At 52.1% G+C, this 19,918-nt stretch carries 16 protein-coding genes and 1 pseudogene; 13 read left to right on the forward strand and 4 right to left on the reverse strand.

Annotation, left to right across the window (positions count from 1 at the left end; genetic code table 11):
* Positions 1-143 precede the first annotated feature (143 nt).
* The 8 genes from yihU (at position 144) to ompL (ending at position 9,821) form a co-directional block, all read left to right on the forward strand.
* Entirely contained in the window at positions 144-1,034 is an 891-nt protein-coding gene (gene yihU / locus HV352_RS22780; RefSeq protein ID WP_019077940.1) for a sulfolactaldehyde 3-reductase, read from the forward strand.
* A 19-nt stretch (positions 1,035-1,053) separates the two neighbouring features.
* Positions 1,054-1,929 (forward strand): sulfofructosephosphate aldolase, encoded by an 876-nt coding sequence (gene yihT / locus HV352_RS22785; RefSeq protein WP_049282318.1) that lies wholly within the window; start codon positions 1,054-1,056, stop codon positions 1,927-1,929.
* A 12-nt stretch (positions 1,930-1,941) separates the two neighbouring features.
* Positions 1,942-3,183: a sulfoquinovose isomerase gene (gene yihS / locus HV352_RS22790; protein ID WP_016155169.1), complete on the forward strand. Its 1,242-nt coding sequence runs from the start codon at positions 1,942-1,944 to the stop codon at positions 3,181-3,183.
* Between the two features lie 18 nt (positions 3,184-3,201).
* Positions 3,202-4,077, forward strand: coding sequence for an aldose-1-epimerase (locus HV352_RS22795; RefSeq protein WP_149382143.1), 876 nt, complete (start codon positions 3,202-3,204; stop codon positions 4,075-4,077).
* 52 nt (positions 4,078-4,129) lie between these two features.
* Complete coding sequence (locus HV352_RS22800; RefSeq protein WP_181635101.1) at positions 4,130-6,166, forward strand: alpha-glucosidase; 2,037 nt, start codon at positions 4,130-4,132, stop codon at positions 6,164-6,166.
* Between the two features lie 45 nt (positions 6,167-6,211).
* The gene (locus HV352_RS22805) at positions 6,212-7,594 is read left to right on the forward strand and encodes an MFS transporter (protein ID WP_016155166.1); all 1,383 of its coding nucleotides are present in this window, start codon (positions 6,212-6,214) and stop codon (positions 7,592-7,594) included.
* Between the two features lie 46 nt (positions 7,595-7,640).
* Complete coding sequence (locus HV352_RS22810; RefSeq protein WP_019077944.1) at positions 7,641-9,062, forward strand: MFS transporter; 1,422 nt, start codon at positions 7,641-7,643, stop codon at positions 9,060-9,062.
* A 66-nt stretch (positions 9,063-9,128) separates the two neighbouring features.
* A complete protein-coding gene (gene ompL, locus HV352_RS22815) occupies positions 9,129-9,821 on the forward strand; it encodes a porin OmpL (protein ID WP_019077945.1) in 693 nt (230 codons plus the stop codon).
* A gap of 69 nt (positions 9,822-9,890) precedes the next feature.
* Here the strand turns inward: ompL and typA are convergent, their stop codons facing one another.
* Positions 9,891-11,714, reverse strand: a complete 1,824-nt coding sequence (gene typA, locus HV352_RS22820; protein WP_008786988.1) for a ribosome-dependent GTPase TypA — start codon at positions 11,712-11,714, stop codon at positions 9,891-9,893.
* Between the two features lie 380 nt (positions 11,715-12,094).
* On the opposite strand from typA, the gene glnA reads away from it, so the two are divergent.
* From glnA to HV352_RS22840, 4 genes are all read left to right on the forward strand, one after another.
* Entirely contained in the window at positions 12,095-13,504 is a 1,410-nt protein-coding gene (gene glnA, locus HV352_RS22825) for a glutamate--ammonia ligase (RefSeq protein ID WP_003028638.1), read from the forward strand.
* 203 nt (positions 13,505-13,707) lie between these two features.
* Positions 13,708-14,757, forward strand: a complete 1,050-nt coding sequence (gene glnL / locus HV352_RS22830; protein ID WP_016155163.1) for a nitrogen regulation protein NR(II) — start codon at positions 13,708-13,710, stop codon at positions 14,755-14,757.
* Between the two features lie 11 nt (positions 14,758-14,768).
* Positions 14,769-16,178 (forward strand): nitrogen regulation protein NR(I), encoded by a 1,410-nt coding sequence (glnG, locus tag HV352_RS22835; RefSeq protein WP_047357802.1) that lies wholly within the window; start codon positions 14,769-14,771, stop codon positions 16,176-16,178.
* 112 nt (positions 16,179-16,290) lie between these two features.
* Positions 16,291-16,401: a YshB family small membrane protein gene (locus HV352_RS22840; protein WP_003028631.1), complete on the forward strand. Its 111-nt coding sequence runs from the start codon at positions 16,291-16,293 to the stop codon at positions 16,399-16,401.
* Between the two features lie 87 nt (positions 16,402-16,488).
* On the opposite strand, the gene hemN is transcribed toward HV352_RS22840, so the two are convergent.
* The 3 genes and pseudogenes from hemN to HV352_RS22855 all read right to left on the reverse strand — a co-directional run bounded on the left by hemN (position 16,489) and on the right by HV352_RS22855 (position 18,914).
* On the reverse strand, positions 16,489-17,862 hold the full coding sequence (hemN, locus tag HV352_RS22845) for an oxygen-independent coproporphyrinogen III oxidase (RefSeq protein ID WP_181635102.1): 1,374 nt from the start codon (positions 17,860-17,862) through the stop codon (positions 16,489-16,491).
* 188 nt (positions 17,863-18,050) lie between these two features.
* Positions 18,051-18,560: a Der GTPase-activating protein YihI gene (gene yihI, locus HV352_RS22850; RefSeq protein WP_019077947.1), complete on the reverse strand. Its 510-nt coding sequence runs from the start codon at positions 18,558-18,560 to the stop codon at positions 18,051-18,053.
* A gap of 105 nt (positions 18,561-18,665) precedes the next feature.
* Positions 18,666-18,914, reverse strand: a pseudogene (locus HV352_RS22855) (hypothetical protein).
* Between the two features lie 209 nt (positions 18,915-19,123).
* Between HV352_RS22855 and yihA the strand changes: the two are divergent.
* On the forward strand, positions 19,124-19,756 hold the full coding sequence (gene yihA / locus HV352_RS22860) for a ribosome biogenesis GTP-binding protein YihA/YsxC (RefSeq protein ID WP_115191168.1): 633 nt from the start codon (positions 19,124-19,126) through the stop codon (positions 19,754-19,756).
* Positions 19,757-19,918 lie beyond the last annotated feature (162 nt).

The following is a 19,918-nucleotide window of genomic DNA, read 5'->3' on the forward strand; positions in this document are numbered from 1 at the left end:
ATGGGATCATTTTAATTTCACAAAATGTTTAAAAAGTGACGGCTGTCAATTTTTTGACCATAAATTACAAATACGATCAAAAACAGACAGAAACAAACGACCTTAAATGACAAAAAATGACATCCACGTCTCAGGAGAACGTTATGGCAGTTATAGCATTTATCGGATTAGGTCAGATGGGTTCACCCATGGCGAGCAACTTGCTGAAGCAGGGTCATCAACTCAGCGTCTTTGACGTTAACCCGGATGCCGTTCAGCGCCTGGTGGAAAAAGGAGCACAGCCTGCCAGTAGCCCGGCTCAGGCAGCAAAAGGTGCAGAATTTGTCATCACCATGCTGCCAAACGGCGATCTGGTGCGCAGCGTATTGTTCGGCGAGCAGGGTATTTGCGAAAGCCTCTCACAGCAGGCGTTAGTAATTGATATGTCGACTATTCACCCACTGCAAACCGATAAACTCATCGCCGATATGCGTGCCAAAGGCTTCGATATGATGGATTGCCCGGTTGGACGCACCTCCGATCACGCCATAGCGGGAACGCTGTTGCTGCTGGCAGGTGGAACGGCAGAGCAGGTAGAACGCGCCACACCGTTTCTGATGGCGATGGGTAATGAATTGATCAATGCAGGTGGTCCCGGCATGGGGATCCGCGTGAAGCTCATCAACAACTACATGAGTATCGCGCTAAACGCCCTCTCTGCCGAAGCCGCCGTGTTGTGCGAGGCACTTGGTCTCTCCTTCGATGTGGCTTTGCAAGTCATGAGCGGCACCCCCGCCGGAAAAGGCCACTTTACTACCTCCTGGCCGAACAAAGTGCTGAAAGGCGATCTTTCCCCGGCTTTCATGATCGATTTAGCTCACAAGGATCTTGGCATCGCCCTGGACGTTGCCAACCAATTGCACGTGCCGATGCCGCTCGGCGCCGCTTCCCGCGAAGTCTATAACCAGGCACGCGCCGCTGGCCGTGGCCGGGAAGACTGGACCGCAATACTCGAGCAGGTTCGGGCATCTGCCGGACTGAATTCCCAACTTTGATAAGTAAAAGGACTGAACAATGACCAAGTACACCCTGAAAGATATCACCCGAGCTTCCGGCGGGTTTGCCATGCTGGCGGTCGATCAGCGCGAAGCCATGCGCTTAATGTTTGCCGCCGCGGGTGCAAAATCCCCGGTCAATGACAGCGTGCTGACTGATTTCAAAGTCAATGCGGCGAAGATCCTTTCCCCCTATGCCTCCGCCATTCTGGTCGATCAGCAGTTCTGCTACCGCCAGGTTGTAGAGCAAAACGCGGTCGCCAAAAGCTGCGCCATGATTGTGGCCGCTGATGAGTTCATTCCGGGTAACGGTATTCCGGTCGATAGCGTGGTGATTGATAAAAAAATCAACCCGCAGACCGTGAAGCAAGATGGTGCCAAGGCCCTCAAACTGCTGGTGCTGTGGCGTAGCGATGAAGATGCCCAACAACGTCTTGATATGGTGGGAGAATTCAATGAACTGTGCCATTCCAATGGCCTGCTGAGCATCATCGAGCCGGTTGTTCGCCCACCACGTCGTGGCGATAAGTTCGATCGTGAACAAGCCATTATCGATGCCGCGAAAGAACTGGGTGATAGCGGTGCCGATCTCTACAAGGTCGAAATGCCTCTGTACGGCAAAGGAACCCAACAAGAGCTGCTTAGCGCCTCTCAGCGCCTGAATGAAAACATCAACATGCCGTGGGTCATTCTCTCCTCCGGTGTGGATGAAAAACTGTTCCCACGCGCGGTCAGCGTAGCAATGACCGCTGGCGCATCCGGCTTCCTGGCCGGACGTGCGGTCTGGTCATCCGTGGTTGGCCTGCCGGATACCGAACTGATGCTGCGTGATGTTTCCGCACCTAAGTTGCAGCGTCTGGGCGATATCGTCGATGAAATGATGGCCCGGCGCTAAGAGGATCTCAGAATGAAATGGTTTAACACCCTAAGCCACAACCGCTGGCTGGAGCAGGAAACAGACCGCATCTTTAACTTTGGTAAGAACGCTGCGGTACCTACCGGATTTGGCTGGCTGGGAAACAGTGGTCAGGTCAGAGCAGATATGGGGACACATCTGTGGATCACCGCCCGCATGCTGCACGTCTACTCCGTTGCCGCGTCAATGGGTAGGCCTGGCGCATACCAACTCGTCGATCACGGCATTAAAGCGCTGAACGGTGCGCTACGCGACACACGCTACGGCGGTTGGTACGCCTGCGTAAATGACGAAGGCGTGATGGACGCCTCCAAGCAGGGTTATCAGCATTTCTTCGTCTTGCTCGGCGCGGCAAGCGCGGTCACTACCGGTCATCCACAGGCCAGACAATTGCTGGATGACGCCATCGAGGTGATTGAAAAGTACTTCTGGAGCGAAGACGAGCAGATGTGCCTGGAGTCCTGGGACGAAGCCTTCAGCCAGACGGAAGATTACCGTGGCGGTAACGCCAACATGCACGCGGTCGAGGCTTTCCTGATCGTTTATGACGTTACCCATGACCGTAAATGGCTCGATCGCGCACTGCGAATTGCTTCGGTGATTATTCACGACGTGGCCCGCAGCGGGGAGTATCGCGTCAACGAGCACTTCGATTCACAGTGGAACCCAATCCGCGATTACAACAAGGATAACCCTGCTCACCGTTTCCGCGCATACGGCGGCACGCCGGGCCACTGGATCGAATGGGGCCGTCTGATGCTGCATCTGCATGCCGCGTTGGAAGCCCGCTTCGAAACGCCTCCCGCCTGGCTGCTGGAAGATGCCAAAGGCTTGTTCCACGCCACCATCCGTGATGCCTGGGCACCGGACGGTGCGGATGGTTTTGTCTATTCGGTGGACTGGGACGGTAAACCAATCGTTCGCGAAAGAGTGCGTTGGCCGATAGTCGAAGCCATGGGTACCGCCTATGCCTTGTATACCCTCACCGGCGACAGCCAGTACGAAGCCTGGTACCAGAAGTGGTGGGATTACTGCATCACCTATCTGATGGACTACGAGACCGGTTCATGGTGGCAGGAGTTGGACACCGATAACAAAGTGACCACCAAAGTCTGGGACGGTAAGCAGGACATTTATCACCTGCTGCACTGCCTGGTAATCCCGCGTCTACCGCTGGCTCCGGGCCTTGCTCCGGCGGTTGCTGCCGGTCTTCTGGATATCAACGCCAAATAAGTCACAAGGATAGCAGCCATGCATAGTGGTGGAAAAACCATTCATCTTCAGGCCGGACACTACGAGGCGAAAATCGTCACGGTTGGCGCTGGGCTGGCAGAATTGATGCATCGTGGGCGTCACATCGTTATTCCACATAAGCCGGAAGAGATGCCGCAGGCGCATTTAGGAAAAGTGTTAGTCCCATGGCCAAACCGCGTTGCAGACGGCTGCTATCAACATAACGGCAAGACCTTCCAGCTTGCCGTTAACGACCCTATTTCGCATACCGCCATTCATGGGCTGTTGGCCTGGCGGGACTGGCAGATTAACCAGCAGTCGGCATCGGAAGTGTCGCTGATGATTTTTCTGCCGCCCTCTTATGGTTATCCCTTTTCATTACTGGTTGAAACAACATATCGCCTTGATGCAATAAGCGGTCTGCACATTTTTATTACTACGCTGAATATTGGTGATGAATCAGCGCCTTATGGTTCTGGCGCTCATCCCTATTTGACCTGTGGTCTTGAGAAGATAGATAGCTGTACGCTCACTCTTCCGACAGATGAGGTCTTTGACATTGATACCCTGGAAACGCATCGCGTTGAGAATACCGCGCTGAATTTCACCACGCCGCGCCCTGTCGCTGCAACGCAGATCGATCACACCTTTAAAACCCCTGTGTCCGGGCGTGAATGGGAAGTCAGCATGTTCAGTGCAACGAAAAATATGACGACGTACTTACGTTGCGACCAGCCGTGGCTACAGATTTACAGCGGCGAGAAATTACACCGTCTGGGGATTGCCGTAGAACCCATGACCTGCCCGCCAGATGCCTTTAATTCAGGCATCAGTCTTATCTCTCTGGCACCCGGCGAGATGCATCGGATGCATTTTTTAATCGGTGCCGAATAACCTTATCCCAAAACAAAAATTACCGAATTACCCTATTTTTACGGAGACGATAATGAATTCGCTACAACAACGGTCAACCGCTTTAGAACTAACGACGTTACAGAATGGCTTTACGCTGACATACCACCAGCGCCTGATTTTACGTCACAGCACAGAAACCCCCTGCCTGTGGATCGGCGCTGGCGTTGCCGATATTGATATGTTCCGCGGCAACTTCAGCATTAAAGACAAACTCAATGAGAAGATTGCCCTGACCGACGCCACGGTCAGCGAGTCGCCTGACGGCTGGCAGGTGCATTTCAGTCGCGGTAACACCATCAACGCCACGCTGCACATCTCCATCGATGAACAGGGTCGCCTGAAGCTGGATCTGCACAACGATGATCTCAGCCATAACCGCATCTGGCTGCGTCTGGCTGCCAACCCGGACGATCATATTTACGGCTGCGGTGAACAGTTCTCTTATTTCGACTTACGCGGTAAACCGTTCCCACTGTGGACCAGCGAACAGGGCGTGGGCCGTAACAAAAATAGCTATGTCACCTGGCAGGCAGACTGCAAAGAAAATGCCGGTGGTGACTACTACTGGACCTTTTTCCCGCAGCCGACCTTCGTCAGCACGCAGAAGTACTACTGCCACATTGATAACAGCTGCTATATGAATTTCGACTTCAGCGCGCCGGAGTATCACGAACTGGCATTGTGGGAGGACAAAACCACCCTACGATTTGAATGCGCTGACACCTACATCTCTTTACTGGAAAAACTGACCGCGCTGTTAGGACGCCAGCCGGAGCTGCCGGACTGGATCTACGATGGCGTCACGCTCGGTATTCAAGGCGGTACTGAGGTTTGCCAGAACAAACTGGACACCATGCGTAACGCAGGCGTGAAAGTAAACGGCATCTGGGCGCAGGACTGGTCCGGGATCCGCATGACCTCCTTTGGCAAACGCGTGATGTGGAACTGGAAGTGGAACAGCGACAACTATCCTCAGTTGGATAGCCGTATTAAGCAGTGGAAAGAAGAAGGCGTGCAATTCCTCTCCTACATCAACCCGTACGTCGCCAGCGATAAAGATCTCTGCGCTGAAGCGGCTGCGCACGGTTATCTGGCGAAAGATGCCTCTGGCGCTGACTATCTGGTTGAGTTTGGCGAGTTTTACGGCGGCGTGGTGGACCTGACCAACCCTGAAGCCTACGCCTGGTTCAAAGAAGTCATCAAAAAGAACATGATTGAGCTGGGATGCGGCGGTTGGATGGCCGACTTTGGCGAATACCTGCCAACCGACACTTACCTGCACAATGGCATTAGCGCTGAAATTATGCATAACGCCTGGCCTGCGCTGTGGGCGAAATGTAACTACGAAGCGTTACAGGAGACTGGCAAGCTCGGCGAGATCCTGTTCTTTATGCGTGCGGGTTACACCGGCAGCCAGAAATACTCCACCATGATGTGGGCAGGCGATCAGAACGTTGACTGGAGCCTTGACGACGGTCTGGCCTCGGTCGTGCCTGCTGCGCTGTCACTGGCGATGAGCGGTCATGGTCTGCACCACAGCGATATCGGCGGCTACACCACCCTATTTGAAATGAAACGCAGCAAAGAGCTGCTGCTGCGCTGGTGTGACTTTAGCGCCTTCACGCCGATGATGCGCACCCACGAAGGTAACCGCCCTGGCGATAACTGGCAGTTTGATGGTGATGCTGAAACCATCGCCCACTTTGCTCGTATGACCACCGTCTTTACCACCCTTAAACCGTATCTGAAACAGGCAGTCGCACAAAACAGCGCTACCGGCCTGCCGGTGATGCGTCCGCTATTCCTACATTACGAAGACGATGCACGGACCTACACCCTGAAATATCAGTACCTGCTGGGACAGGATGTGTTGGTTGCGCCGGTTCACGAACAAGGCCAGCAAAACTGGACTCTGTATCTGCCGGAGGATAGCTGGGTCAACATCTGGACCGGGGAAACTTACCAGGGCGGTGAAATTACCGTGGATGCGCCTATTGGCAAGCCTCCGGTGTTTTATCGCGCGAAGAGTGAATGGGCGTCACTGTTTGCTACTTTACGCAACATCTAATGCGGCTCGCCCGTGGGGAAACTCGCGGGCACATGGAGAATAATAATGAGTCAGACTTCCTCTAATCCGGCAACCCTACGCTTGCCGTTCAAAGAAAAACTCGCCTATGGGATGGGGGATTTAGGCTCCAATATCCTGCTGGATATTGGTACGCTCTATTTACTCAAGTTTTATACCGATGTCCTTGGTTTACCTGGAACTTATGGCGGTATCATTTTCCTCATCGCCAAGTTTTTTACCGCGTTTACCGATATGGGCACCGGGATTATGCTTGATTCCCGTCGCAAAATTGGCCCGAAGGGAAAATTCCGTCCGTTCGTTCTTTATGCCGCATTTCCGGTTACCTTGCTGGCGATTGCAAACTTTGTCGGTACACCGTTTGAAGTAACCGGTAAAACGGTCATGGCAACGGTGCTGTTTATGCTGTACGGATTGTTTTTCAGCATGATGAACTGCTCTTATGGTGCGATGGTTCCCGCGATTACGAAAAATCCTGACGAACGCGCGTCGCTTGCCGCCTGGCGGCAAGGTGGCGCAACCCTTGGTCTGTTGCTGTGTACCGTCGGTTTTGTTCCCGTAATGAACCTGATCGAAGGCAACTCGCAGCTGGGTTATATCTTCGCCGCCACGTTGTTTTCTCTGTTTGGCCTGCTGTTTATGTGGCTCTGCTATGCCGGGGTAAAAGAACGTTACGTGGAAGTGAAACCCGTTGATGCCGCGCAAAAACCGGGATTGCTGCAATCCTTTCGCGCCATCGCCGGTAACCGCCCGCTGTTTATTCTGTGCATTGCCAACCTTTGCACGCTTGGCGCGTTTAACGTCAAGCTGGCGATTCAGGTCTACTACACCCAGTACGTTCTTAATGACCCGATCCTCCTTTCCTGGATGGGCTTTTTTAGCATGGGTTGTATCTTCATCGGCGTCTTCTTGATGCCTGGCATGGTCAGACGTTTCGGCAAGAAAAAAGTCTACATCGGCGGTTTGCTGATTTGGGTGGCGGGCGATCTGCTTAATTACTTCTTTGGCGGCGGCTCCGTCAGTTTTGTCGCGTTCTCTTGTCTGGCGTTCTTCGGCTCGGCATTCGTCAACAGCCTGAACTGGGCGTTGGTCTCCGATACCGTGGAATATGGCGAATGGCGTACCGGCGTACGCTCTGAAGGTACGGTATACACCGGTTTCACCTTCTTCCGTAAAGTGTCACAAGCGCTGGCAGGATTCTTCCCGGGATGGATGCTGACGCAAATCGGCTACGTCCCCAATGTGGTGCAATCTGCAAGTACGGTCGAAGGATTGCGTCAGTTGATCTTTATTTATCCCTGCGCCTTGGCGGTGATCACCATTGTAGCTATGGGCTGTTTCTACAACCTTAACGAGAAGATGTATGTCCGCATCGTTGAAGAGATAGAAGCGCGTAAACAACCCGTTTGATAATAATAATGAATAGCGCTCTACGGGGCGCTATTGAGGAGCGATTATGTCTTTTCATGATCCGCTAACGCTAAAACTGAGCCTGCGTGAAAAATTCGCCTACGGAGTGGGTGACTTCGGCTCAAATTTGATGCTGTGTATCGGTACGCTGTATCTGCTTAAATTTTATACCGATGAACTAGGGATGCCGCCGTATTACGGTGGGATTATCTTTTTGGTGGCGAAGTTCTTCACCGCTTTCACTGATATGTTGACCGGTGTGTTGCTGGACTCAAGGCGTAATATTGGCGCAAAAGGGAAATTCAGGCCCTTTATTTTGTATGCATCATTTCCTGTTGCTGTCGTTGCCAGCGCGCAGTTTTTAGCGACAGATTTTACGCTAACGGTGAAAACCGGGCTGGCGACAGTGTTGTTTATGCTGTTCGGGCTGTTCTATAGCCTGATGAACTGCTCCTACGGCGCGATGGTGCCCGCGATCACGAAAAACCCGCATGAACGAGCTCAGCTCGCCGCCTGGCGTCAGGGCGGCGCTACCGTAGGCCTGTTACTGTGTACTGTTGGCTTTATGCCTATTCAGGCGCTATTTGTTAGTTCACCTTCGCTGGGTTATCTGATTGCCGCACTGATCTTCTCCGTCTGCGGACTGTTCAGCATGTGGTGGTGCTTTAGCGGTGTGAAGGAACGCTATATCGAAATCGTGCCGGATCACCATAAGCCCAGCATTCTCAAGTCGTTCTGCGCCATTTTCCGTAACCCTCCACTGCTGGTGCTGTGTGTCGCCAATCTGTGCACGTTGGCGGCATTCAACATCAAGCTGGCGATCCAGGTGTATTACACCCAGTACGTGCTCAACGATATTCATCTGCTGTCGTGGATGGGTTTCTTCAGCATGGGATGCATTCTGGTTGGGGTACTGCTGGTTCCCACAGCTGTAAAACGCTTCGGTAAAAAGCAGGTTTACCTCGGTGGCCTGGCGCTATGGGCTATCGGTGATGTGCTGAACTTTTTCTGGGGCAGTACGTCATTTTTATTCGTCACGTTCTCTTGCATGGCCTTCTTCGGAACCGCTTTTGTTAACAGTCTAAACTGGGCACTGGTTCCGGATACGGTCGATTATGGCGAATGGAAAACGGGGATCCGTGCAGAAGGTTCGGTGTATACGGGTTATACCTTTTCTCGCAAAATTTCTGCTGCGCTCGCAGGCTTCCTGCCGGGCATCATGCTGACGCAAATCGGTTATATCCCCAATATAGTCCAGAGCGATGCCACACTGCTCGGTTTGCGTCAGCTTATTTTCCTCTGGCCTTGCGGACTTGCAATTATTGCAGCACTCACGATGGGCTTCTTTTATAAGCTCAACGAAACTCGTTTTGCTTTTATTATTGAGGAAATCAGCCAACGGAAGAAAAACAACATCCAACCGGACCCTATTACTAATAAAAAGAACACCTCTGCTGTAAACGTATAAAAATAATTGCCGCCTATTCCATCCCAATGGATGGCGGCCTCCCTACGCGTAAAAAATGGATTTATCATGAAAAAATTAACGACAATAATTCTCTTATCCTCTGTGGTATCAACCTCTGCTTTCGCTGGAGCCTATGTAGAAAACCGCGAAGCATATAACCTGGCATCCGACCAAATGGAGGTCATGCTGCGCGTTGGCTATAACTCCGATATGGGTGCGGGTATCATGCTTACGAACACCTACACTATGCAACGCAAGGATGAGTTAAAACACGGCTATAACGAAATAGAGGGTTGGTACCCGTTATTTAAACCGACAGATAAATTAACAATCCAGCCTGGAGGGTTAATAAACGATAAGAGTATTGGCTCAGGCGGTGCTGTTTATCTGGATGTTAACTATAAATTTACTCCGTGGTTTAATCTTACCGTGCGTAATCGATATAACCATAATAACTACAGTTCAACCGACCTAAACGGTGAGCTGGATAATAATGATACCTATGAAATAGGCAACTACTGGAACTTTACCATTACCGATAAGTTTTCCTATACCTTTGAACCGCACTATTTTATGCGAGTCAATGACTTCAATAGCAGCAATGGAAAAGATCATCACTGGGAAATTACCAATACCTTTAAGTATCGTATCAATGAACACTGGTTACCCTACCTTGAATTACGCTGGTTAGATCGCAATGTTGAACCCTATCATCGCGAACAAAACCAGATTCGTGTTGGGGCAAAGTATTTCTTCTAATTCTCCTGATGATAAAAAAAGCCGCTGAAATCAGCGGCTTTTTTATGCTTACCTGAGAAAGAGCGTTAATTACTCTTCTTTCGCGCCACGCATTGCACGGCGACGATCGTTTTCAGTCAGGTGACGCTTACGGATACGGATAGAGGTTGGGGTAACTTCTACCAGTTCGTCGTCATCGATGAATTCCAGAGCCTGCTCCAGAGTCATCTTAACCGGCGGAACCAGAACCGTTGCTTCGTCAGTACCGGACGCACGCATGTTGGTCAGTTTCTTACCGGTCAGGCAGTTTACAGTCAGGTCGTTAGAGCGGCTGTGAATACCGATGATCTGGCCTTCGTAAACTTCAGCACCGTGACCCAGGAACAGCTTACCGCGGTCCTGCAGGCTGAACAGTGCGAACGCAACTGCTTTACCCTGGCCGTTGGAGATCAGTACGCCGTTCTGACGCTGACCCACATCACCCGCACGAACATCGTCGTAGTGGCTGAAGGTGGAGTACAGCAGACCGGTACCGGAAGTCATGGTCATGAATTCTGAACGGAAGCCGATCAGACCACGGCTTGGGATCACGTAGTCAAGACGTACGCGGCCTTTGCCATCTGGATTCATGTTTTTCAGGTCGCCTTTACGCTCACCCAGAGCCTGCATGACAGAACCCTGATGCTGCTCTTCTACGTCCAGCGTTACGTTTTCGAACGGCTCTTGCTTACGGCCGTCGATTTCGCGGAAGATTACTTTCGGACGGGAAACCGCCATTTCGAAACCTTCACGACGCATGTTCTCGATCAGAACAGACAGGTGCAGCTCACCACGACCGGATACACGGAACGCATCCGCATCTTCGGTTTCTTCGACGCGCAGCGCAACGTTGTGCACCAGCTCTTTGTTCAGGCGGTCAAGGATCTGACGAGAGGTAACATACTTACCTTCTTTACCACAGAACGGGGAGGTGTTTACGCAGAAGAACATGGTTACGGTCGGTTCATCAACGGACAGAGCCGGCAGCGCTTCGACGTTCTGCGGGTCGCAGATGGTGTCGGAGATGTTCAGTTCGCCCAGACCGGTGATCGCGATGATATCGCCCGCTTCGGCAATATCACTCTCGATACGTTCCAGACCCAGATGGGTCAGAACTTTACCGACTTTACCGTTACGGGTTTTGCCTTCGCTATCAATGATAGTGATCTGCTGGTTCGGTTTAACTTTACCGCGTTTGATACGGCCGATGCCGATTACGCCAACGTAGTTGTTGTAGTCCAGCTGAGAGATTTGCATCTGCAGCGGGCCATCAAGGTCTACGCTTGGAGCCGGAACACGATCAACGATGGTCTGATACAGCGGAGTCATGTCTTCAGCCATATCTTCGTGATCCAGACCTGCGATACCGTTCAGCGCGGAAGCGTAAACGATCGGGAAGTCCAGCTGCTCGTCGGTAGCGTCGAGGTTAACGAACAGGTCAAATACCTGATCAACAACCCAGTCAGGACGCGCGCCAGGGCGGTCAACTTTGTTGATAACAACAATTGGCTTCAGGCCATGGGCAAAGGCTTTTTTGGTCACGAAGCGCGTCTGCGGCATCGGACCATCCATTGCATCCACCACCAGCAGCACGGAGTCGACCATGGACATTACACGTTCAACTTCACCACCGAAGTCGGCGTGCCCTGGGGTATCAACGATGTTGATACGGTAGTCATTCCATTTGATAGCGGTGTTTTTAGCGAGGATGGTAATCCCACGCTCTTTCTCCAAATCGTTGGAGTCCATCACGCGCTCTTGGGTTTCAGCACGTGCATCGAACGTACCGGATTGTTGGAGCAGCTTGTCTACCAGGGTCGTTTTACCATGGTCTACGTGCGCGATGATGGCGATGTTACGCAAATTTTCGATCACAACTTTGCCTCAGGCATTTTAGAAATAGCGCGTTATTGTACACGGATTAATCGCAGTACAAAACAGGATCACAAACATCCTCCGCAAACAAGTATTGCAGAGTTTCTTTGTGATCACATTCACGGAGCGTTAAAAGGGGTAATCTGACATGCTTTGCACCAATATGGTGCTTAATGTTCACATTAAAGCACTATAATGGTGCAATACAACCTTCATGGTGCAGCCCCTTTGCACGATAGTGCGCATGATAACGCCTTTTAGGGGCAATTTAAAAGTTGGCACAGATTTCGCTTTATATTTTTTACGGCGACACGGCCAATTTTTTGCAGAATTGAAGACTTCGTTACCACGACGACCATGACCAATCCGGGAGAGTAAGTATGTCCGCTGAACACGTTTTGACGATGCTGAACGAACACGAAGTGAAGTTTGTTGATTTACGCTTCACTGATACCAAAGGTAAAGAACAGCACGTCACTATTCCTGCTCATCAGGTAAATGCCGAATTCTTTGAAGAAGGCAAAATGTTTGACGGCTCCTCAATCGGTGGCTGGAAAGGCATTAACGAATCAGACATGGTTCTGATGCCAGATGCGTCTACTGCACTCATCGACCCGTTCTATGAAGAGTCCACCCTGATCATCCGTTGCGATATCCTGGAACCAGGTACGCTGCAGGGCTACGACCGCGACCCGCGCTCCATCGCTAAACGCGCTGAAGAGTATCTGCGTTCTACCGGCATCGCAGACACCGTTCTGTTCGGGCCTGAGCCAGAGTTCTTCCTGTTTGACGACATCCGTTTCGGCGCGTCCATTTCCGGTTCCCACGTGGCTATCGATGACATCGAAGGCGCATGGAACTCTTCCACCAAATACGAAGGTGGTAACAAAGGTCACCGTCCTGGCGTGAAAGGCGGTTACTTCCCGGTTCCTCCGGTAGATTCTTCTCAGGACATCCGTTCTACCATGTGTCTGATCATGGAAGAAATGGGCCTGGTTGTTGAAGCGCATCACCACGAAGTGGCGACCGCAGGTCAGAACGAAATCGCGACCCGCTTTAACACCATGACCAAAAAAGCGGACGAAATTCAGATCTACAAATATGTGGTTCACAACGTCGCTCACCGTTTCGGTAAAACCGCGACCTTTATGCCAAAACCTATGTTTGGCGATAACGGTTCCGGTATGCACTGCCACATGTCTCTGTCCAAGAACGGCGTAAACCTGTTCTCTGGCGACAAATATGCGGGTCTGTCTGAGCAGGCGCTGTTCTACATTGGCGGCGTAATCAAACACGCTAAAGCGATCAACGCGCTGGCTAACCCAACCACCAACTCTTACAAGCGTCTGGTCCCAGGCTACGAAGCGCCGGTAATGCTGGCTTACTCTGCCCGTAACCGTTCTGCTTCTATCCGTATTCCGGTAGTGGCTTCTCCGAAAGCGCGTCGTATCGAAGTGCGTTTCCCGGACCCGGCTGCTAACCCGTACCTGTGCTTCGCAGCACTGCTGATGGCGGGTCTTGACGGTATTAAGAACAAGATCCACCCGGGCGAAGCCATGGACAAAAACCTGTACGACCTGCCGCCGGAAGAAGCGAAAGAGATCCCACAGGTTGCTGGTTCTCTGGAAGAAGCACTGAAAGAACTGGATCTGGACCGTGAGTTCCTGACTGCAGGCGGCGTGTTCACCAATGAAGCGATCGATGCGTACATTACGCTGCGTCGCGAAGAAGATGACCGCGTGCGCATGACTCCGCACCCGGTAGAGTTTGAGCTGTACTACAGCGTTTAATTAGTACCAATACTCCGTAGATTTCTTGTTGCGACCCACGCGGCTGTAGCAAGAAAAATATAGAGTCTTTAAGTTGCCGTGGAACTTTTAGCCCATCCCAGGATGGGCTTTTTTCTCCACTAACAACCTGCTTCCTCGCGCTTTTTTGATGTAAAAAGCTATAATGCACTAAATTGGTGCAACACTTTTCAGGAGACTGCTGAATGGCAACCGGCACGCTGCCCGATGCTGGGCAGATCCTCAATTCTTTAATCAACAGCATCTTACTCGTCGACGATGAGCTGGCGGTACATTACGCCAACCCGGCGGCACAACAGTTGCTCGCCCAAAGCTCCCGCAAACTGTTTGGTACCCCACTTCCCGATCTGTTGAGTTATTTCTCCTTAAACATCGGGCTGATGCGAGAGAGCCTGGAAGCAGGCCAGGGCTTTACGGATAACGAAGTGACGCTGGTGATAGATAGCCACTCACATATCCTCTCTGTGACCGCTCAGAGGCTGCCTGATGGCCTTATCCTGCTGGAGATGGCGCCAATGGATAACCAGCGCCGTCTGAGCCAGGAACAGCTCCAGCACGCCCAGCAGATTGCTGCCCGCGATCTGGTGCGCGGCCTGGCGCACGAAATTAAAAACCCGCTGGGTGGATTACGCGGCGCGGCGCAACTGCTCAGTAAAGCGCTTCCGGACCCGGCGCTGACTGAATATACCAAAGTCATTATTGAGCAGGCCGACCGCCTGCGTAATCTGGTCGACCGTCTGCTGGGACCACAACAGCCGGGAATGCACGTCACGGAAAGTATTCACAAAGTGGCGGAGCGCGTGGTGGCGCTGGTCTCGATGGAGCTGCCGGAAAACGTCACGCTGATTCGTGATTACGACCCGAGTCTGCCTGAATTACTGCACGACCCGGACCAGATCGAGCAGGTTTTGCTGAACATCGTGCGCAATGCTTTGCAGGCGCTGGGACCGGAAGGCGGCGAGATTATTCTGCGTACCCGCACCGCGTTTCAGCTCACGCTGCACGGTATGCGTTATCGTCTGGCGGCGCGGATTGATGTTGAGGATAACGGTCCGGGAATTCCCTCGCATTTGCAGGACACGCTGTTCTACCCAATGGTCAGCGGTCGCGAAGGCGGTACCGGCCTTGGATTATCCATCGCCCGTAATTTGATTGATCAACATTCCGGCAAAATTGAATTTACCAGTTGGCCGGGTCATACCGAGTTCTCGGTTTACCTGCCTATCAGGAAATAAAGGTGACGTTTATGCAACGAGGAATAGTCTGGGTAGTTGATGACGATAGTTCCATCCGTTGGGTGCTTGAACGTGCGCTCGCAGGGGCAGGACTAAGCTGCACTACATTTGAGAGTGGTAAAGAGGTACTGGACGCGCTGGCCAGCAAAACGCCGGACGTACTGCTGTCGGATATCCGTATGCCGGGCATGGACGGCCTGACGCTGTTAAAGCAGATCAAACAGCGGCATCCGATGCTTCCGGTCATCATAATGACCGCACACTCCGATCTGGATGCTGCCGTCAGCGCCTACCAGCAAGGGGCGTTTGATTATCTGCCCAAACCTTTTGATATTGATGAAGCCGTGGCGCTGGTCGAACGCGCCATCAGCCATTATCAGGAACAGCAGCAACCGCGTAATATTCAAATCAACGGCCCAACAACCGACATCATCGGCGAAGCACCAGCAATGCAAGACGTCTTTCGCATTATTGGTCGCCTGTCCCGTTCTTCAATCAGCGTATTGATTAACGGAGAGTCCGGGACCGGTAAAGAGCTGGTCGCCCATGCGTTGCACCGTCATAGTCCGCGCGTCAAAGCACCGTTTATCGCGCTGAACATGGCTGCTATTCCGAAAGATTTGATCGAGTCTGAGCTGTTTGGCCATGAAAAAGGGGCGTTTACCGGGGCGAATACGATTCGTCAGGGGCGCTTTGAACAGGCAGACGGCGGCACGCTGTTCCTCGATGAAATTGGCGATATGCCGCTGGACGTGCAGACACGTTTATTGCGCGTATTAGCCGATGGACAGTTTTACCGCGTTGGCGGTTATGCGCCTGTGAAGGTGGACGTACGTATTATCGCCGCCACGCACCAGAACCTGGAACTGCGGGTGCAGGAAGGCAAATTCCGTGAGGACTTATTCCATCGCCTGAACGTCATCCGGGTGCATCTGCCGCCACTGCGCGAACGTCGGGAAGATATCCCACGCCTGGCGCGTCATTTCCTGCAGGAGGCCGCCCGCGAACTGGGAGTAGAAGCCAAGCAATTACACACTGAAACCGAGGCGGCGCTCACCCGTCTGTCATGGCCGGGAAACGTGCGTCAGCTTGAGAATACCTGTCGCTGGTTAACCGTAATGGCCGCCGGACAGGAAGTACTCATTCAGGACTTACCGACCGAACTGTTTGAAACCACCGTGCCTGACGCACCGTCCCATATGCAGCCAGACAGCTGGGCAACCCTGTTGGCACAGTGGGCGGATCGGGCATTACGTTCCGGTCATCAAAACCTGCTTTCAGAGGCTCAACCGGAGATGGAGCGCACGCTGTTGACCACCGCGCTACGCCATACCCAGGGGCATAAACAGGAAGCGGCACGGCTGCTCGGTTGGGGCCGTAATACCTTGACGCGAAAGTTAAAAGAACTCGGAATGGAGTGACGATCGGTCACTGTGTAAAGATTGATAATTGAGCGCAAATTGCTGCTATTTTGCGCTTTACTGTTCCGATGAGTTAAGTATGATCGTGCCCGGCAAACGGGGGGAAGTCATCATGCTGGAATCAATGATAAATCTGCTATCGAGTGGTGCGGTTGAAAGCCATACGCCACAAACTGCGGTTGCCGCCGTGCTGTGTGCGGCGCTGGTTGGGCTGTTCAGCTAGCGGGTTTGTCGGGTGGCGCTTCGCTTACCCGACCTACGTATTGAGATTTCGTAGGCCCGGTAAGCGAAGCGCCACCGGGCAACCCGGCTAAATAACGCGCGAGAACTGCTGCAAACGCGCTTTTTGGCGCAGATATGCATCGAAGCACATGCAAATATTACGAATCAGCAGACGCCCCTTCGACGTAACCTGAATCCCCTTCTCATCCACATCCACCAGCCCATCTTTCGCCAGCGGCGCCAGCAGTTTCAGGTCTTCGGCAAAATAGTCAGCGAAGTTCAGATCCCATTGTTGTTCCACGGCGGCATAGTCGAGGCGGAAATTGCAGATCAGGAGCTTAATAACATCCCGACGAATGCAGTCGTCGCGGGTCAGGGCAATTCCGCGCCACAGCGCATTCCCCTGTTCGTCTACCTGCTGGTAATAGTGCTTCAGCTCTTTCTGATTCTGCGCGTAGTTGTCGCCAATCATACTGATGGCCGATACGCCCATCCCCAACAGATCGGTGTCCCCCTGGGTGGTATAACCCTGGAAATTGCGATGCAAAACGCCCTCGCGTTGAGCAATGGCCAGTTCGTCATCCGGGCGGGCAAAGTGATCCATGCCAATGAACCGATAGCCAGTTTCGGTCAGTGAAGAGATGGTCTCCTGCAGGATATCCAGCTTCTGCTGCGCGCTGGGCAGGTCGGCATCTTTAATCTTGCGCTGGGCAGCAAACAGCGTCGGCAGGTGCGCGTAGTTAAAGACGCTCAGACGGTCTGGATTCAGCTCAGCCACGCGTTTCAGGGTAAAGGCGAAGCTCTCTGGCGTCTGTTTTGGCAGGCCATAAATCAGATCGATATTCGTTGAGGTAAAGCCAATCTCCCGCGCATGATTCAGCAGCGCAAAGATAAACTCCTCATCCTGCTCACGGTTCACCAGGCGCTGAACTTCTTTGTTGAAGTCCTGCACTCCCATGCTCAAACGGTTAAAACCTTCAGCGCGTAAATGATCAAGGACATCCAGCTCGATTTCACGCGGATCCACTTCGATCGAGATTTCGGCATCGTCGTTAAAGTTGAAATTGCCACGCAGCAGTGACATCAAACGGCTGATTTGCGCTTTATTCAGATACGTTGGCGTGCCGCCGCCCCAGTGCAGTTGGCTGACATGGCGTGCGGCGAACAGCGGTGCGCGATGGATAATTTCTTGTTCCAGGGCATCGAGATATTGATCTGCTTTATGCTGCTGGCGAGTCACAATCTTGTTGCAGCCACAGAAGTAGCACAGTTTGTGGCAGAACGGGATGTGAACGTACAGCGAGAGCGGACGCTCAGGATAACGCGCCACGGCCTTTAGAAATGCTTCTGTGCCGTAGTCTTCAGAAAACTCCAGCGCGGTCGGGTACGAGGTATATCGTGGCCCGGAATAGTTATATTTCTGGATCAGGGCCAGGTCCCAGTCTATTAACTGCTCTGACATGCTCACTCCTTCCGATGGCGTCTCTGGCGGGTACGGCGTACCGGCTTAACCCCAGTGCGGGTGATAAGCCGGTTGCGCAGCCACTTCTGTCGCCGCGACAACCGCTGTAGTTTAACGAATAACCACACCAGATAACATATAACCGGAAGGGTTATAAGCAGGACGGGAAGACCCACGGTGTAAAACCGTTAGTTGCCGCCTTTCAGCAGACGCATCATGTCTTCCTGCTTTTCTTCCTCTTCCTCTTCTTCCTCGTCATCGTAAGAAAGACCCAGCTTTTGCATCAGCTCATCGATGCGGTCCAGCTTGGCATCAACCCAGGTCTGATCTTCCGCGCTCAGGGTTTCTCCTGCTTCAAGACGCTCCAGCAGCGCATCCAGGCGCTCATCCGTTTCCAGTAAATCCAACTCAGCCTGTGGTGAAAGCATAGGTTTCTCACTCTTCGGTTTGTGCTGTTTGGTGACTTTTTCGGTCACGCCCAATGGAATGGGGTTTTTGCTGCCAATACGAGGATCTTTTTGCTTATTTTGGTTTCCGCCACCAGATGCGCCTTCGCTACCGGACGCACGGCTACCCGCCGCATGACCACGGTGTTTTTTCTGGCGCTTACGGTCGCGAGCTTCCTGATTAATTTCTTCGCGTGTTTTACGACGCGCTTTTGCAGGACCTTTACCGCGTGGTGTAGAAGTTGGTTTCATCATGATTCGTCTTTGGCTGTTTTATTCAGTATATAATTGCGCCGGAATCTAGCAGAAATAAAGAAAAAAGGCGACAGAGTAATCTGTCGCCTTTTTTCCTGACTCTCAACCCTTACGGGCTCTACAATCCTTGTTGGCTATCAACACACCCTGTTTTTCCCTTAGCCTGAAACATTCCGTGTTGTTTCCATTTCCTTTTACTAACGTCTCCAGACGTTTGTCTCCCTGACAATCCTGTGTCTTCGCCTCCTGGCGCTCCTGACCCTCATCCTGAGTCGACTATCCTGTCAGCTTCCTCGCTATGGGCGCTACTTTACCGCTTTGGTTTAAACGTACAAGTAACCTGGGTAACAATTTCGGACTTTAAGAATAGTGCCTTATCTTAACTATATGATTTATTTTAGTTACGTCATTTTTTACTCTGTCATCTCGTATAGAAACTATCGGCAATGTCTCACAAAGTGCGAGGTTTTTACTTACATAGCCTACGCGTCGAAAAACCAGCCTTTTGCTGGGGTTCAGGTATAATCGCTGCAAAGCCCTGATTGATGGAGAGGACTGCTTTGACTAACTTGAATTATCAACAGACGCACTTTGTGATGAGTGCGCCTGATATTCGCCACTTACCTTCCGATACCGGTATCGAAGTGGCTTTTGCTGGCCGTTCCAACGCAGGCAAATCCAGTGCGCTAAATACCCTGACGAATCAAAAGAGTCTGGCGCGTACATCTAAAACGCCGGGTCGTACTCAGCTCATCAACTTGTTTGAAGTCGTTGACGGCAAACGCCTGGTCGATTTGCCAGGATACGGTTATGCCGAAGTTCCGGAAGAGATGAAGCGCAAATGGCAGCGCGCGCTGGCTGAATATCTGGAAAAACGTCAGAGTCTGCAAGGTCTGGTGGTATTGATGGATATTCGTCACCCGCTAAAAGACCTCGACCAGCAGATGATCCTGTGGGCGGTTGAGAGCAACGTTCAGGTTCTGGTACTGCTGACTAAAGCAGACAAGCTGGCCAGCGGTGCGCGCAAAGCCCAGTTGAATATGGTACGTGAAGCCGTAATGGCATTTAACGGTGATGTACAGGTAGAAGCATTTTCATCACTGAAAAAACTGGGCGTGGACAAACTTCGGCAGAAGCTGGATAGCTGGTTTAGTGAACTGGCGCCGATTGAAGAGATGCAGGACGGGGAATAACCCACCGATATGCCGGATAGCGCCGCTGCGCGTCTTATCCGGCCTACAGCCTGTGCGAAACTTTTCTTTCGCACAATAAAAAACGCCCCAGTCATTACTGACTGGGGCGGCTAAAATATTCAGCCAAATCCGATTACGTGAAGTAAAAGGTCTGAAAGATAG

The sequence above is a fragment of the Citrobacter sp. RHBSTW-01044 genome (assembly GCF_013781945.1).
GTDB lineage: Bacteria > Pseudomonadota > Gammaproteobacteria > Enterobacterales > Enterobacteriaceae > Citrobacter > Citrobacter braakii.